This window comes from Psychrobacter sp. M4, from assembly GCF_055699795.1.
Map to the genome: position 1 here is coordinate 997,526 of NZ_CM146740.1, position 14,529 is coordinate 1,012,054.

The 14,529-nt window shown below is 41.6% G+C and carries 11 protein-coding genes; 7 read left to right on the plus strand and 4 right to left on the minus strand.

Annotated elements, in window-relative coordinates; all coding sequences use genetic code 11:
- Nucleotides 1-884 precede the first annotated feature (884 nt).
- Nucleotides 885-1,274, plus strand: a complete 390-nt coding sequence (locus ACR63N_RS04295; protein ID WP_367103678.1) for an SCP2 sterol-binding domain-containing protein — start codon at nt 885-887, stop codon at nt 1,272-1,274.
- A 166-nt stretch (nt 1,275-1,440) separates the two neighbouring features.
- Here the strand turns inward: ACR63N_RS04295 and ACR63N_RS04300 are convergent, their stop codons facing one another.
- Nucleotides 1,441-2,427 (minus strand): hypothetical protein, encoded by a 987-nt coding sequence (locus tag ACR63N_RS04300; protein ID WP_472782505.1) that lies wholly within the window; start codon nt 2,425-2,427, stop codon nt 1,441-1,443.
- Between the two features lie 507 nt (nt 2,428-2,934).
- Here ACR63N_RS04300 and ACR63N_RS04305 point away from each other — a divergent pair.
- Entirely contained in the window at nt 2,935-4,170 is a 1,236-nt protein-coding gene (locus ACR63N_RS04305) for a lipoprotein-releasing ABC transporter permease subunit (protein ID WP_367103676.1), read from the plus strand.
- Nucleotides 4,171-4,279: 109 nt separating this feature from the next.
- A complete protein-coding gene (gene lolD / locus ACR63N_RS04310; protein WP_367103675.1) occupies nt 4,280-4,960 on the plus strand; it encodes a lipoprotein-releasing ABC transporter ATP-binding protein LolD in 681 nt (226 codons plus the stop codon).
- Between the two features lie 39 nt (nt 4,961-4,999).
- Here the strand turns inward: lolD and ACR63N_RS04315 are convergent, their stop codons facing one another.
- A complete protein-coding gene (locus tag ACR63N_RS04315; protein WP_367103674.1) occupies nt 5,000-5,614 on the minus strand; it encodes a DUF2062 domain-containing protein in 615 nt (204 codons plus the stop codon).
- 292 nt (nt 5,615-5,906) lie between these two features.
- Here ACR63N_RS04315 and ACR63N_RS04320 point away from each other — a divergent pair, with 292 nt between their 5' ends.
- From ACR63N_RS04320 to ACR63N_RS04335, 4 genes are all read left to right on the plus strand, one after another.
- A complete protein-coding gene (locus ACR63N_RS04320; RefSeq protein WP_472782506.1) occupies nt 5,907-8,834 on the plus strand; it encodes a ComEC/Rec2 family competence protein in 2,928 nt (975 codons plus the stop codon).
- A 266-nt stretch (nt 8,835-9,100) separates the two neighbouring features.
- Nucleotides 9,101-10,159, plus strand: a complete 1,059-nt coding sequence (sppA, locus tag ACR63N_RS04325; RefSeq protein WP_367103672.1) for a signal peptide peptidase SppA — start codon at nt 9,101-9,103, stop codon at nt 10,157-10,159.
- A gap of 102 nt (nt 10,160-10,261) precedes the next feature.
- The gene (locus ACR63N_RS04330; RefSeq protein ID WP_367109334.1) at nt 10,262-11,149 is read left to right on the plus strand and encodes an alpha/beta fold hydrolase; all 888 of its coding nucleotides are present in this window, start codon (nt 10,262-10,264) and stop codon (nt 11,147-11,149) included.
- An 86-nt stretch (nt 11,150-11,235) separates the two neighbouring features.
- Nucleotides 11,236-12,024: a CPBP family intramembrane glutamic endopeptidase gene (locus ACR63N_RS04335; RefSeq protein ID WP_367109305.1), complete on the plus strand. Its 789-nt coding sequence runs from the start codon at nt 11,236-11,238 to the stop codon at nt 12,022-12,024.
- 51 nt (nt 12,025-12,075) lie between these two features.
- Here the strand turns inward: ACR63N_RS04335 and dusA are convergent, their stop codons facing one another.
- On the minus strand, nt 12,076-13,047 hold the full coding sequence (gene dusA, locus ACR63N_RS04340) for a tRNA dihydrouridine(20/20a) synthase DusA (RefSeq protein ID WP_367107181.1): 972 nt from the start codon (nt 13,045-13,047) through the stop codon (nt 12,076-12,078).
- A 108-nt stretch (nt 13,048-13,155) separates the two neighbouring features.
- Nucleotides 13,156-14,457, minus strand: coding sequence for an MFS transporter (locus tag ACR63N_RS04345; RefSeq protein ID WP_472782507.1), 1,302 nt, complete (start codon nt 14,455-14,457; stop codon nt 13,156-13,158).
- Nucleotides 14,458-14,529 lie beyond the last annotated feature (72 nt).

The following is a 14,529-nucleotide window of genomic DNA, read 5'->3' on the forward strand; positions in this document are numbered from 1 at the left end:
CATCATTAAAGTTAATAAGGAAACATGCCATACTCGAGCATCAAACACCTAATTATGTATACAAATCATAGATGTATGCTAGCGGCGGCTGACAAAAAACATATCTACGTAATGTTTAGTTAAAACTCCCGAATTTGTTTAAGGTATTGTAGCGCAATCTAAGTAAAATATCATCAGAACTGTGTACCAAAATACAAACTCTTTGGTAAATAATTTAGCTGATAACCTTTATTAAAGAGCTATTGATTTTGAAAATTAGCTAAAAAACACAAAAAATACTTCAAATTTATGACTCACAACTAATAAAAATAGTGAACTTATTAAAACAGGTATAATGTCTCAAACACCATATAATTGCGAAGCTAATAAATTACCACATAAGCAACAATCGTTGACTAAGTCATTGATTATAGTATGTTTTAGTTTATGATACTCTCTTTTAATCAGTCTATTAAGACTAATTTTCTTGAAAAGAGCAATGAAACTACGTGTGAATAAGTCTGATAATTGGGCTAGTAGCAAGATGATACTAGCGTATCTATTTTATTTCGAACTGACCATATACTTATTAGAAATTGTAGCAAATATAAATAGTAACTTATTTATAGCCTCTATAAGCAAGACTCCTAGTTACTTTTACAACTACATATCAACAATTTTTTTAAGGGTTTGTCGCAACCAATGATAATAGACCAATAAATATTGAAAAACAATGGTTAATAGGTAGCGAAAACAGGACCAACAAGTCTAGCCTAAAAAAAATATGAATCATGAGAATTTGTTACAATTTGGCAAATAGTAATCATTTTAGGTTTTACTTATTCTAAAACCGCGCCATAATGAGGCGGTACAACATTGATCGTTACTTTATAAAGGACAACAATATGGCAGTTTTTTTAACGGATGCATGGTTTGAACAAGTAGACAATTTGGGCGCTGAGGCTGGTGAACTCAATTTACCCCCTGCTTTAGCCAATATGGTCATTAATCTAAAAATCTCTGATACTGAGCAAGATATTGAAGCTAATTATGCTAATGGCCTGTTGCATAAGGGTTTGAATGATGACGCTAGTACTACGCTATTGCTTGATCGTGATACGCTACAATCTATTATTACCGATTTCGATATGAATCAAGTTATGGGCGCCTTTATGAGCGGTAAGATTCGTGTTGAAGGCGATATGTCGCAGTTAATGGCATTGCAAACAGCGCGGCCAAGTACAGAACAAAAAGAGCTGTTCAAACGTATCAAGTCCATGACTACTATGGCTTAGAATTTCTATAACTCAATAAGAAAGAGAGTTTGGTAATCAGATGGGGTAGATCTAAATCAAACTCATTTATCCAAAAAAGCCCCTAATATCAATTAGGGGCTTTTTGTATTACAATTTAGTGAATTAATAATACGGCAAGCTAGATAAACAGTCGCTTGTATTGTGCTTAGCTGGCTTGGGTCTGTAACTGCACTTTTGAGTTTTGAGAGTTCTGATTCTCTTTATAAATCGCCGCTTGCAGCCAGATGTTTGCCTGAACATAATCGTTTACTTGAATAGCGTTAGTAACGTCAGTACGCGGCGCGCCAACACGAACGACAAATGGATCAGCGTCTTGTTCACGCAGTATAACTAAATCGAACAAAATAATAGTTTTGTCATTGAATACTGTTTCTTGTTTGCCGATAACCTGTCCTTGACACCAAGCCTCATCTTCTTGTCCTAAAGTATCACCGAACAGATAAGCGCACATGTGTCCTAGATTGATCTCTACCGGTGCCATTTGTGCTTCTGTTACGGGCTGCCAGTTTTTGATTTGCTCTTGGATATCAGTTGGAACTTGTCCATCGTTGGCCGCAACGATGTCGTTAAAAGCACGATGATAGCGAATGGCCTCCTCATCCTCAACCATAATAACTTCGTTTTGTTCACTGAGCGTAATCTCATGCGCCCAAGCACTAAAATTCACAAAGTAAGAAGTGTTTTGTTGATACAGATGACGATTCGCCGTATAAAGCTGATCAAAAGCATAAATAATACTGCCATCAGTACTACGCAGACGTAACACCGCATCATGAGTATTTTCATTGACGATCATACGCTCAATTGTACAGGTAAGACCGTAGGGGCCATTGACACAAGGGTAGGCATTGATAAAGCATTCAGGCTTGCCATCTTTCATTGCCAGTACCTGATTGATATGGCAGGGCTGATTCTCTGAGAGCAATAAACAGCTGTCCTTGGCACTGACATTATTATTTAGCCCTTTAGGGATAGCGGCCTGCTTAATCATCTGCTGTAGCCATTCTGGTACATCATGACTCATATTATCAGTCAAAATGCGCCAATGGTCAGCGTGACCAGCAGTTTGTTCGTCGGTTAAGGTGATTTTGGTAGGAGACTGTACATTTTTATATTGATAATTGATAGTCATGAAAATACTCAAATTTAAATCAGCGATGCAATCTGGACCCTGTATCCTGCTTGATGCTACTTGTCTTTGTTACTAACGCAGTAAGCCAATACCTAAATAATATATTATATGTGTAGCTATTATTGTGCTATGTTTGCGCAGCAATCATACAAAGGGTCGGCAGATAACCATGGTGGATTAATGATGATTGTCTTTAGTATATAATATATAGGTATAGAGGTTAGTAATAGCAAGCCCCTAATAAAAAAATAATAATCCTACAAAATACTTTATTAAAAATACGAGCAGTTTTTGCCAATGACTGGCATATTTTGGCTAAATTGTGTCAAACTATCCCCTTTTTGAGCGTCCCAGTCGACCAGCTTAAGACTAATATTATAAATTGAGAGGATGATGGTGTAAGTTTTTTTGTACCATTCGTTCAATTTATAGGCTTGGTGAGATGATCGTTTATATTGACAGGTTTATGTAGTAGCTACATTCTTAAATAAGATAAAGAGTTTGAATATGTTTCGTCCTTTAGCGTTGTTTATCGGCCTGCGGTATACTCGAGCAGAGCGCAGTAATCGCTTTATCTCCTTTATATCACTCATATCGATGGTAGGTTTAACTCTTGGCGTTGCAGTACTGATTACGGTTTTATCAGTAATGAACGGCTTTGATCGCGAGCTCAAAACTCGCATTTTGGGTATGGTACCGCAAGCAACAGTAACTTCGCCGGAGGTCATTGGCGACTGGCAAGCGCTGGCTGATCGTATTGAAGAAGATCCAGAAGTCATAGCCGTAGCGCCATTTATTCAACTACAAGGAATGCTGACCTCAAACGGTCAAGTGGCAGGAATTATGGTTACCGGTGTTGAGCCTGAGTACGAAAAAAATGTCTCTATTATTAATGAGCATATGACTGAAGGGAGTATTGATACCCTAAAAAATGGCGACTTTAGTATTGTGCTGGGTGAAGCCATGGTGCAGTCCTTAGGTCTTAATATCGGCGATAAGGTCACTTTAGTACTTCCAGAAGCTTCGCCATCCCCTGCTGGCGTGATACCACGCTTCAAGCGTTTTACTTTGACTGGGGTGTTTAGTATCAGTCCAGAGGTGGATAGCTTGATGGCGTTTATTCCGATGAATGATGCAGCCAAACTGCTGCGTTTGCCAGCAGGCGCGCAAGGTATTCGCATGAAGCTCAATGATATTTTCAAAGCGCCGCAAGCAGCCCAGCAAGCGGCTGCCATCTCTCCTGTACAGCTCTATTCAAGCGACTGGACCCAGACGCATGGTAATCTATTTGGTGCTATTCAAATGGAAAAAGCCATGGTGGGCTTGCTATTATTTTTGATTATTCTAGTAGCGGCTTTCAACATTGTTTCAAGCTTAGTTATGCTGGTCACCGATAAAAAAGCTGATATTGCTATCCTCAAAACGTTTGGAGCCTCTCCGCGTTTGATTACGCAAGTGTTTATGGTACAAGGCGTAGTGATCGGTGTGATCGGAACGGTGGCGGGTACTATTCTTGGCGTTGTGTTTGCATTAAGTGTCAGCGATATCTTAGGCTGGATCAACCAAAGCTTTGGTCTTAATCTGTTCGATGCCTACTTTATCAATTATCTACCCTCGCAGCTGCGTTTGACTGACGTGGTGCTGATTACCGGTGCTTCGTTTGTGCTGAGCTTTTTGGCTACTATTTATCCTGCGCGCCGCGCTGCTAGAATTCAGCCTGCGCAAACGCTACGTTACGAGTAGCTGCTAGCATAAATGTGCGGCAACGATACCAAGAATAGTTATAACTGCTGCGTATCAATACTATGTTGCATGCGAGTAGTTGATAATAAATATGAATATAGGATGTAGTATGGCGAACATTTTGGAAGCAAGCGATATTAGTAAGATATATGATGAAGGCGCGGTACGTACGCAAGTACTGACGGGGCTAGATTTATCGGTTGCTGCTGGCGAGCGTATTGCTATTGTTGGTACTAGTGGTTCAGGTAAGAGTACTTTGCTGCATTTATTAGGAGGTCTTGATACGCCAACTAGTGGTGAGGTTTGGCTACACGGTAAGTGCTTAAATCATATGAATGAGACCCAGCGCGGCGCTATGCGTAATCAGTATTTAGGCTTCATTTACCAGTTCCATCATCTATTAGCAGAATTTACCGCTGTAGAGAACGTCGCTATGCCGCTGCTTATGCGTCCAAAGGTCTCAACGACTGAAGCGCGCCGCCAAGCCATTGAGCTATTAGAGAATGTAGGTCTTGGTCACCGATTAGATCACAGGCCAGGTGAATTGTCTGGTGGTGAGCGCCAACGTGTAGCCATTGCGCGCGCTTTGGTGACTAGGCCTTCGCTTATCTTGGCAGATGAGCCAACAGGTAACCTCGATTATGACAATGCTCAAAGCGTATTTGGTCTACTCTCAGAGCTACAAAGCACCATGCAAACGGCGTTACTTATGGTAACTCATGATCGCAATTTGGCAGCGCTTGCAGACCGTCAGTTATTACTACGTAATGGTCATTGGGAACAGTATTAAGATATCTATAAATAAACCAATGAGCACGTCAATTGGTTTTTATAGCGGTTTATTTGACTCTTCAGCTGACTTCTTTCTTAATGGCGGTGAGCGTCTTATTATTTTTATTTGTGAGCGTTTTTGCCAACTGCTAACGGTTTTATAGCGCCAAATAGCCTTGAAGGTTAGACCGCAAATAATGCTAGTAACAATGGCTAGTATAGCTGTACCCACACAAAAAGCGGCAATCGATACGGTGCCGCGATAAGTGACAAAGGGGTTAGCGCCGTTAGATAGTACCCACAAGCTAAAATCAGCAATCATCCTGCCAATAATCCGCAGGCTAATCATCGGCTCGTCCAAAATCTTGGCGCCTATATAGTAGCCTGCATAAAAAATAGGCAAGGTAGTAAGTGGATTGGTGATCCAAGTCAGACCTAGCGCCATTGGTACATTAGCGCGAAAAATAAGCGCGCCGATTAAAGCCAAAAGCATCTGTCCTGGTAGCGGAAAAAAAGCACTCAATATACCAATATAAACGGCTTTATTTAGACTGTGACGATTAAAATGCCACAAGCGCGGATCAGCTAAATGCGGCGCAAATAACTTTAAAGAGCGATTACCTAATATTTTCTCAGGTGTGGGTAGGAAGTTTTTTAGACGGTTTCGGGGCACAGGCTTGCCTTAAATCATTGTGCGCATCTCACTCCGTATAGTGCGCGCAACTGGTATATAGTCATAGTCTACAAAGAATAAAGTAGTCAATAAAGAATAGTATTTACAAAGATATTGCTTAAAAAAATAATAATTGTAAAGAGAATATCGATAAGAAAGAAGGGACGGATAGTAGATTGTCCAACATACTTCGTTTAATTAGTATAGGGTAATCTAGCTAGGAATGCTATCATCGATAATTCTCATTATATATAGATTTAAATCAACAACAGACATTAAGATCAAGCAAGGAATGCAGGTGTATTGGTTAGTTGGCATTTTAGTAATTACTGTTATGGTAGGGACGCTAGATGTCGCTGAAAGTGTAACCTTGCCCATCAGTCCATTATTAGAAAGTATGACGTACTTTTCGATCTGGCCTTTACTATTGATAGCGCTGGTCTTTTTATGTCTGTTTACCCCGCGCAAAGCTCTATCATCCGCTGCAAGCGGTAGATCTTTTTTTGATGGTCGTGCTTTTATACCTATTTCATTTAGCGTAGCAGCTCGCTACTTATTGGTGGCTGTGCTGGCGAGTATGTTGATTATTGGTAGTGCTTTACAAGCTTTATCGAGCTACCAGCGCGCACAAGCAACGCAAATTAATGAATCTATGCGTGTTCAAGCATGGGTAACTATTAAAGGTATTAGCGATAGTGTCTATGATCCGGCAACGAATAGCGGCTATCGCCAAGTAGCGACGCTGCAAGTTGTCTCGCCGCTAGTCTCTGAGATGAGTGGTGAAGATTTAGATAAGATAGTCACCGACTACAACGATAAATTAAATGTTTTGAACGCTGTACATAGCGATAAGACTGCCTCAATAGAATATCAGGTTCTACTCAATGCTTATCCTAAAGCCGCCGATGATAATTTAGAAAGTTTAAATACTTTACAGCCGGGCGCTCAGTTACTGCTAACAGCCACACTTGCGCCGCTACCATCACCAAAGGATGCTACTAATAACCCGTCAGGTTTTGATAGTTATCGCTGGTTACGGGGGCGTCATATTGATGGGATGGCTAATATCATAGCGATTGGAACGCCAATCAACACTATGAACAATTCATCAATATCAAACTCTACTGACTCGTCTACCTCTGACTCTTATCTACAGCGATTACGTACTAGTATCGACCGATGGCGCTGGCAATTACGCCAGCATTTTTATCAAAACTGGGAGTTGCAAACAGTCACAGAGCAGCAAGCAAAAGCGGTAACGCTAAGCCTGCTTACGGGTGATCGCAGTCTTATTAGCCGTGATACCAAAGACTTGTATCAGCTGGCTGGCATCTCTCATCTTTTGGCCATATCTGGCACGCACGTTTTGTTTTTGGCCATTATGCTAGCAGGCGCAGCGACCTTATTAATAGACCGTGTCCCTGCACTATATCGTATAGTAGCGCGTTGGCAAGTACGTTGGTGGGTGATGATTGGCGCCGCCTTTGTTTATGCCCTATTTACGGGTTTTGATGTCCCCGCTGCCCGCACCGCTTGGATGCTACTAGCGATCGGTTTGGTACGTTTAACCTTGTTGCCCATCAGTACCATGCGTGTCTTGCTCGCGCTTGCGGTATTGATGGCTTGGATCGATCCATACGTTTTGTGGCAAGCAGGCTATTGGCTGTCATTTATAGCCGTAGCATTATTGCTAAAATATGATGACACAGTGCAAAAACCGGCTACCAAAGCTACCAGGCAACAGCGCTCAAATGTCGTTAATCGCTCGTCAACAAACTTAATTTTTCTACGCTTGTGGTCGTTGTTTAAGCGCATTGTTAAACTACAATTTTGGCTATTCATCGCTTTATTACCCATTACGCTGTTTTTATTTGGCAAAGCGTCATTATGGGGATTAATTATTAATCTCTTTGCTATTGGTTTATTTGGCTGGGTAATTGTGCCACTCAATTTACTAGCAGGGCTTTGTTATCTAGTGTTGCCTGCCGTAGCTGATGTCATTTGGGCGCTGGTCAGCATCATTGTAAATGCTTTACATGAGCTGATAATAGCCTTGACCTCGCAGCCTGTGCTAACAGATGCATGGCTATATACGCCAATAAATACAGCAATATTACTGATCGTTTTATTAGCTCTATCACCATGGCTGTTGCCGCGCGGGTTGCTTAGCCGCTGGCTGGTATTACCGCCACTGACTTTACTGGTAATGAGCGTATATGCCAATCAGCAGACCTTACTTACGACACCAACTTTATACGTGCTGCCTACTGGAGATCAGTATTTAAGCGCTACAGTATTGCAGTACCCTGTTGCCAAGGGATCTAGTAATAGTCAGCCGTTATTGATTAAAGACAGTATAAGCTGGTTGTTTTTAGCCGATCATAGGTCTGATGATAAGCGCAAGATTCCAAGCACTTTAAGCCCTGATAAGCTCTCAGCTAGTCTTGAGCAGCAATTGCGAACCTTATCAATCAAACGTTTAGAAGGTATCGTAATACAAACTAGTGTACCTGTGCTGACGGATACTCTGCCAAGCAAGCAAAAAACAGGCGATAACAATGCGGCCCTGCTACCCATGACTGTCATGAAGATGAGCCATACGTTTCCTACTAATTACTATTGGCAAGCAGGGCGTCATGAACGCTGGGCAACTATAAAAAATCTAAGCCAAGAAGATAGCTCATCGAACCCAAGCACACAGATCAGTGCCCAAGGCTGCATACAAGGTAAAACGTGGCAGCTAGCAAATGGCAGTTTAGTACTACACGTATTAACGGGTTGGAGTGAAATCGAGGATAGTAGGGTTTGGGACTGTGCGATAGCCATTGATAGTCGCCAGCCGATACAAGTGGTACAATATAACACTGCTGATCCATTACAGTCGCCGCGTCTAACTGCACAAAGATTTGATACAAGCTTAGCGGTTGTAGACGAACCTCATCAAAATGTTATTCATAGTGAGTCTCTACAGAATAAGTCTCTTCAATCCCGCATCATTTTAGATGCCGCTACTCATGAGCGCAGCTGGCAGCTATGGTCGCTACTGTGTAAAGCTCAGCCGTTTGCCATTGATCCTGATGCCGGTTATACCACTACTTGGCTTACGTATAACGCTGTGCAATCATCTACTGATGCCATAAGTCGCCAGCGAGTAGATGAGATAATGACCTATGATAATCAGCCTTTAAAAACAGCTTTGACTCTTAGTACTGATTTTTGAAGCGATGTTTCCTACTTTTAAAGAGATATTTATCTGCTTGTACGACGCTATAGTATCCAAATAGTTGGGTTAGTTGATAATGGTATAAATTATGCATTAATAGTAGAAAGAATAAGCTGACATCGTATAAGTTACTATTGAATCGCGTCTTAAATAGCACCATACTTAGTAAATCATTGACCATAATGTTTTTGAAGTAAGGTTTTTTTAAAGTAAAATACTATGTTTTTTTACTGTTTTAGATTGTTTTTAACTTAGGAAGCTATATGCCCAACTGGCCACCAGATCCCAATAAACGTCCTGATGATTTAGAAAATCAGCCAGCACCGACACAACAGCAGCAAAATCAGCCCAGTGGACAAGAGTGGCGACTGATCGAAAATACTTTACTGGCAAGCGTGGTAGAGCAGCGCCGAGCACGGCGTTGGGGTATCTTCTTTAAACTGCTAACTTTTGGCTATATCTTATTGCTATTTTTGACCATTGGACGTAGTTGTAGTACTAAAGCGCCAACGGGGCTTGAGGGCGTGGACACCAGCCTGCCGCATTTGGCTGTGGTCGAGCTACAAGGCACTATTAGTAATGATGACTTGGCTAATGCTTATGATATAAGTAAAGCTTTGACTCGCGCCTTTGAAAATAGCAACTCCAAAGCTGTGGCGTTAGAGATCAATTCTCCTGGCGGCTCACCCGTCCAGTCCGATCAGATATGGCAAACTATGATGGATTTGCGTCAAGAGTATCCTGACAAAAAACTTTATGCCGTTATTGGCGATATCGGCGCTTCTGGTGCTTATTATATTGCTTCTGCTGCTGATGAGATTTACGTCAATCCATCAAGTCTTGTTGGCTCTATCGGTGTGATCATGCCGAGCTACAATATTGAAGGGCTGATGGATAAAGTAGGCGTTACAGATCGTACTATTACCGCAGGCGAGTATAAAGATATTTTAAGCTTATCGCGTCCGCTTACAGACTTTGAAGAGCAGCACGTTGAAGATGTATTGGACAATACGCACAAGCATTTTATTGATGCAGTAAAAGAGGGTCGTGGTGATCGTCTCAAAAACCCAGAAGAGAATAATTTGTTTTCAGGATTGTTTTGGACAGGAGAGCAGTCGATTGCTTTAGGACTGGCCGATCAAACAGGTAGCATTGCCAGTCTTGAGAAGCAGCTTGAGCTTGACAATGTCGTTAACTATACGCCGATGGATCCGTTTAGCTTATTTATGGATCGTTTTGCCGTCAAATTAGGCACAGGTGTTGGTGCTAGTATTGATCTCAATGTCCTGCCGCAAGAAGACGGCAATACAAAGATGCGTTAATAAGGTTTTAATCTAATGGTCGTCAGTAAGGCTGAGCGTTATAATGACGCTCAGCCTTACTTTTTTGATCACTTATATAAACTTGTGAGAAGAGATTTTGCCATGAGTAACATTAGCGTCCAAAACTTCGCATCATTACCAGTATCTAAACTCACTCAAAAGCCAGTCATTCATTTCGCTCATGCCAATGGAATGCCAAGTGTGGTGTATGAAGCCTTTTTTGACGGACTTAAAGCGTTTTTTACTGTTGAGTATATTCCAATGCTCGGTACAAACCCTGATTATCCCGTAGATGATCATTGGCAACGTTTAACCGAACAAGTTATCGATAGCGTAAAGCAAACTTGCGCGCATCACGGTATCGAGCAAGTAGTAGCTGTCGGTCATTCATTAGGCGGTTTATGTACTCTGCAAGCACTATACCGCGCGCCCAAGTACTTTAACCAAGCGGTGCTTATGGATCCGCCTTGGATTTATGGCAAAGTCAGCCTGCTTTGGCACTTAGCAAAAAGCGCTGATAAACTGCCCCTTATGCAGCACCGCTTAATGGATAAGCTCTCACCTTCTGGTATCTCCAAGCACCGCCGTGACGTTTGGGATAGTCGCGCGCAGGCTTATGAGAAATTGCATCATAAAGGGTTTTTTAAAGATTTTGATGAGCGTAGCTTTCAAGGTTATATCGAGCACGGTCTGCATGAGCGTGCAGATGGTAAGGTCACGTTGGCTATTCCTAAGGCCACTGAGGTTGCGGTATTTCGTACTAATCCTTCTTTGTATTGGTTGATGCCTAATAAAGGCCCAAAGCCGCCAGTAACGCTCATAATCGGTACAGATAGCGTATTTCTCAAGCGCCGCTTTCCGCAGCAAATAAAGTCACGACTTGGCATACCCTATCAAACTCATGAAGGAGGACATATGTTTCCGCTTGAGCATCCAGAATCGGTGTCAAGACAAGTGCTTACGATCATTGCCCAGCAATCATCTTCATAATCTTTAATTGTTTGCTACTTAATTTTTGCAATTTATTTGAGACTTTTTACCAGCGCTTAAAAGTCATTATCTTGAGTTTTCATGCTATGTCAAACCATGCTTCTTCTGTAAATCATTTATCTGCGCCGCCTCAGCGTCCAGCACTGTTCTCACCCTTGGGCACATTTTTGCTGGTCGTAGGTATGGTTATAGTATTTTTCATGAGTCAATTGCTAGGCATGTATATCGCAGGTAGGCTATGGTTGCCAGCAGGGAATCAGCTATCGATAGGGAATTTATTTTTTTTGGGGAGTAGTGATGGCACGGTAGTCAGTGCCTCCATTATTATCAGCTGCGCTCTAATTACGGCGCTGATTTTGTTAGTGGTACACCTAAAAGGCGGTAGGGTTAAAGAGTATTTGGCATTAGCACCATTTTCATGGAAAGTCTTTGTGGGTATGTTTGGGCTACTGCTGCTATTTATGGTGGGCAGTCAAGCCTTGACTTATTGGTTAGCAAAATCGCCCTCACTCTTCGTTGACCCGCTTTATGACTCAGTCAGCTCAGTGTGGTTACTGGTTTTAGCTATGGTCATTGTCGCGCCCATTTATGAAGAGCTGGTTTTTCGCGGTATATTGTGGTCGGCTATCGCTGAGCAATTCTCTAGCTCATCCGCTCTAGGAAAAAGCGGCGCTATCATAGCAAGCTTAGTGACGAGTCTTATCTTTGCAACTATTCATTTACAGTACGGTCTGTATGAGATCAGCACCATCGTGATTTTAGCATTGATATTTTGCTATGCGCGCGTGAAGTCAGGATCGCTGCTACTGCCTATCGTGCTGCACATTATTAACAACGGTATCGCGATGGGGCAGTATTTGTTGTATGGTGCCTAAAATATAGCATGACTTAAAACCATTTACTCTATACTCTAATCACTCTGTAATCTAAGCTGCAGGATTTAGTTGTAAAACCTCATCTGCAGCGCGTTTAATATCATCAAGAGTCAGATTAGGTTTACCGCTTAGCGCCTGTCGCCACTTGCGAGCCCCATTTAAGCCTTGAAACAGACCTAAGTAATGCCTTGCCATCGTTGGTAGAGCTTCACCTTGCGCAATCTGCTCCTCAAGATAAGGATATAACTGATCTAGGATTTCTGCACGTTTAGGAATAGAGCCGCCCCATAAACTATTCGCTTCTGCCAAAAGGTAGGGGTTATGGTAAAAAGCACGCCCTATCATGACGCCATCAATGTGCTGCAGATGCGTTTGTATATCAGCAAGACTATCAATACCGCCATTGATCTCAATATCAAGCTGTGGAAAATCTTGCTTAAGACGATAAACATCATCATAGCGTAGTGGCGGTATCTCACGGTTTTGTTTCGGACTTAGCCCTTGTAGCCAAGCCGTACGCGCATGAACAATAAAACGAGTACAACCCGACTCTGCAACGGTCTGTACGAACTGCTGCATAAACTCATAACTATCAAATTCATCAATACCGATACGATGCTTGACGGTTACTGGTATATCAACAGCGGCTTGCATATGCTTAACTAAGCCTGCAACGGTATCAGGCTCTGCCATCAAACAGGCACCGATTCTATTATGTTGTACACGGTCGGATGGGCAACCTACATTGATATTGACTTCATCGTAGCCATGCTGCTGCGCAAACTGAGCGCACTGGGTCATCTCATCAATATCAGCACCGCCGAGCTGCAACACGATAGGCTGCTCACGCTTAGAAAAACGCAGGTGCCGCGCCCGATTGCCGTGTATTAAAGCGCCTGTACTGATCATCTCTGTATATAGATATACTTTAGGGTTAAATAGCCGCGCATAGTAGCGATAATCTGTCGTAGTCCAATCAATCATTGGCGCCACAGATAAACGCTTATTGGTCATATCAACCATTACTTTCGTATCCTATAATTTTAAAGTTTAATTGATCTATATCGTGTCGCCAACACTCTAATTAAAGAACTACGATGTTAAAAACTATGATGTTAAATGCAGCGCTGATTAAACCACGGTATCGATTTTCTTCAATTCGGGTAAGCTATAAAAATAAAGTCCCATTATCATGCCAATAAAACCAATAAATGCAATGTAGAGAGCTGGTGAGAAGCTTACAAATATCGTTGCATAGCCAAGCCCAAAAGGGACCAATCCGCCTACAATACCGTAGGTTATATTATAAGAGAACGCTAGTCCTGTTAGGCGTACATTGGTGGGAAACAGCTGTACTAAAATGGCTGGTACCATACCAATAACACCTGCAAAAAAACCTAACAGGGCATACATAATTAAAATATATTCGCCTCCAGCTTGCAGATGATAGTAAAAAGCAAATATTTGACCGACTAATAATACTGAACCGATCAGTAAAACCTTACCGAAGTTTTGATGATTGGACAAAATACCATAAAAGATACAGCCAAAGATCATAAATATAATACCAAGACTGTGCGAGAACCCAAACAAATCTTGATCTAGCACAAAACGCAGCTCAATCAAATCTGGCAACAAAAGTATGACTACAGTGGTGATACTTGAGATAACTAGAGTCAGCATCAACGCAACAAATATGGAGTGTCTACAATGTTTAAAAAGTAAGGTAAAAGGTTTGAAGCTATAATCACGGGATCTTGACGCTTTCATCTCAATGAAAAATGGTGTCTCATCAATGAAACGCCAAGCCAATAAAGGCAAAAAGCTCAATATAGCAGCCACAAAAAACGGTAAACGCCAACCGTAAGTAATCAGCTGCTCAGGAGTCATAGCGCTGTTGAGCCATAAGAAAAACAGGTTAGAAAATAATACCCCTACAAAAAAACTGGCAGTAACGAAACTACAGCCCAACGATAAATATTGACGCGGTAAATGCTCAGCGACAAACACCCAAGATAAGGGCACGTAGAGACCAAATGCCATACCTTGAATGAACCGAAGTACAACAAACAAAAGGGGCGCCAGTATGCCCCATTGAGCGTAAGTTGGTAAACAGGCCATTGCTAATAAGCTACTTGCTGTGACAAGCATACTAATAAGTAATATTGGTTTACGACCCTTAATATCACCATAACGACCAAAAACAATACCACCAAGCGGGCGCGCTAAATAACCGATAGCAAATAGTCCCAACCCCTGTAATCTTGTGACAATAGGATTGCTATGAGCTGGAAAAAATGCTACTGCTATAATGTCTACAATGTATAAATAAATCAAAAAATTAAAAAAAACGACGGCACTGCTAAAACAGATAAACAACACTATATTTTTGTCTTTGGAAGACATCAATTCATATTGGGAAAAAGAAGACATGATAAATTGCGTATCCACATATAAAGGTGGTCGTTAAGACGGTCATCATTGAGATGACAAGCCATAATAAAT

Bases quoted from the DNA above. Each gene is read 5' to 3' on its own strand.
- ACR63N_RS04295 (WP_367103678.1), top strand. From the start codon at position 885: ATGGCAGTTTTTTTAACGGATGCATGGTTTGAACAAGTAGACAATTTG.
- ACR63N_RS04300 (WP_472782505.1), bottom strand. From the start codon at position 2,427: ATGACTATCAATTATCAATATAAAAATGTACAGTCTCCTACCAAAATC.
- ACR63N_RS04305 (WP_367103676.1), top strand. From the start codon at position 2,935: ATGTTTCGTCCTTTAGCGTTGTTTATCGGCCTGCGGTATACTCGAGCA.
- lolD (WP_367103675.1), top strand. From the start codon at position 4,280: ATGGCGAACATTTTGGAAGCAAGCGATATTAGTAAGATATATGATGAA.
- ACR63N_RS04320 (WP_472782506.1), top strand. From the start codon at position 5,907: ATGCAGGTGTATTGGTTAGTTGGCATTTTAGTAATTACTGTTATGGTA.
- sppA (WP_367103672.1), top strand. From the start codon at position 9,101: ATGCCCAACTGGCCACCAGATCCCAATAAACGTCCTGATGATTTAGAA.
- ACR63N_RS04330 (WP_367109334.1), top strand. From the start codon at position 10,262: ATGAGTAACATTAGCGTCCAAAACTTCGCATCATTACCAGTATCTAAA.
- ACR63N_RS04335 (WP_367109305.1), top strand. From the start codon at position 11,236: ATGTCAAACCATGCTTCTTCTGTAAATCATTTATCTGCGCCGCCTCAG.
- dusA (WP_367107181.1), bottom strand. From the start codon at position 13,047: ATGGTTGATATGACCAATAAGCGTTTATCTGTGGCGCCAATGATTGAT.
- ACR63N_RS04345 (WP_472782507.1), bottom strand. From the start codon at position 14,457: ATGTCTTCTTTTTCCCAATATGAATTGATGTCTTCCAAAGACAAAAAT.